This is a genomic window from Acinetobacter sp. V2 (assembly GCF_001188385.1).
Lineage (GTDB): Bacteria > Pseudomonadota > Gammaproteobacteria > Pseudomonadales > Moraxellaceae > Acinetobacter > Acinetobacter oleivorans.
Genome location: NZ_JZFB01000001.1, coordinates 697,892 through 699,764, shown reverse-complemented (window position 1 = coordinate 699,764; position 1,873 = coordinate 697,892). Strand labels below are relative to the sequence as shown.

Here is a 1,873-nt window from a genome sequence, read left to right as displayed (position 1 = left end):
TAGCCAATATCCAAATCTGCAATCCACTGAGGGTCAAAGGTTTGGTCTAGTGCAGTATTGGTATTATTTAAAGTGGTCCATTTATCGTAGCGACGGACAGCCGTATTCACGCTCCATGTTTGATTTGACCAAAGTGCGCCAAGCGTTAACTTTGTTTTCGGTGCAGCAGACTCAATCAGGCTTTGTGTATTTCGTCCTGCAATACTTGAAACAGGAATTCGCTCACCTTTTGCGGTAATAGAATCTCGAGTTTCGGTAATTTCATTTTTGTTATATGCCAGACCCAGGTTCAGATTTAACTTGCCATATTGTTCAAGGTTTAAATCATGCTTAAGTGCGAACTCTAAGCCTTGAGTACGTGTATCTAGTAAATTATTAAAGAACGCCACATTGGCAATATTCGAATACGGTGTATTGGCAAAAGCATTGGTAATTACACTTCCAGTAATATTGTCTGAAAGCAAAATACGATTTTTAATATCGATTTGATAAAGGTCTAAAGTAGCCGATGTATTAACAAGTGGCTTCCAAACAAAACCTAAAGAATAATTGGTCGATTTCTCAGGTTTAAGAGAAGTTCCGCCAATGAGTAAAGCCGCCTCACTTCCAGCAACTAAAGTTCTTTGTTGAACATCTTGCCAACCTGAAGGGGTTTGCACTGTTTGTACGCTATAAGCCGAATAGCCCTGCTGTGCCAATGACGGCGCTCTATAGCCTGTATTTACTGAACCACGTACCGTAAATTTAGGTGATACATCATATTTAGCAAATAATTTTCCGTTTGTGGTCGAACCAAAGTCTGAATATTTTTCACTTCGGACTGCTGCCCCAACATTCAAGTCTTTAATAATATCTGCTTCTAAATCTAGATAGACACCGTAAACATCGCGACTAATTTTTCGTTCATCTTGGTCTGTAATTCCGGCATATATTCCCGGAACACCAACCCCAAAAGTTGTGCTTGGATTAAAATATGGGCCGCGGGTATAGGCAATTGGATCACCTGCATTTTGCTTATATTGCTCCCAACGATATAAAACTCCTGTAGACAACGTGAGTGGGCTTGCTAACCAGTCAATTGCAATATCACGGCTATAATCCAGCCCTGTATTTAATTGCGAAAAAATATTTTCGCCCAAGTCATAGTTTGAAGGAGAATTTGTCCCGTAACTTGGGTTAATGCCATTGCCTTGTTCTGTGCTGACTTTATTTTGTCCATAGGTCGCATAAAGATCATATTTACCTGACTTTTGCTCTCCTTTTTTAACTCCAACTGTCGTTGCAAAATCATCTACAGTGACTAAGCTCAAGGGTGAGCGTCCATCTGGATAACGTTCTTTAAAATAGCTGGATTGATTTAGTACTGTTTTGGTTGTTGGTGGCTCATAAAAATTCTCTCCTATTGTTTTACGATGGCCATAGCTACTAAAACCATAAAGTGCAACGTCATCTGTCAAAGGTAAATCTAGATTGGCAGTCACATTGATTTGATCTTTTTGTTCGGGAGAACCAAATTTCCATGTTCGATAGGGTGTATTTTGTTCTGTATATTGAGCCTTGGTTGAACCATCATAAAAAGTTCGTGTATCAGGTGCTGTGTTACTTGCCGCTTCACGTTTGCCTAAATCTAATGCAACCGTCAATGCACCATCATTAGGGAGCGCAAAACCTTTCCAAAGATTAACTTTATGTTGTTCACCATCTCCTTGAGTGTAGCCACCCGTTTGATAGCTTACGCCACCTCCATGATCTCGTGATTTCAAAATAATATTAACGACACCAGCAATTGCATCTGACCCATATTGTGCCGCAGCTCCATCTCGCAAGATTTCTATACGCTCAATCGCGCTCACTGGAATTAAACTTAGGTCAG

1 protein-coding gene is annotated in these 1,873 nt (G+C 40.1%); it reads right to left on the bottom strand.

Annotated features, from left to right (window positions below; translation table 11 throughout):
• A partial coding sequence (locus UC75_RS03205; protein WP_228137209.1) for a TonB-dependent receptor plug domain-containing protein occupies positions 1-1,873 on the bottom strand: 1,873 nt, incomplete at both ends.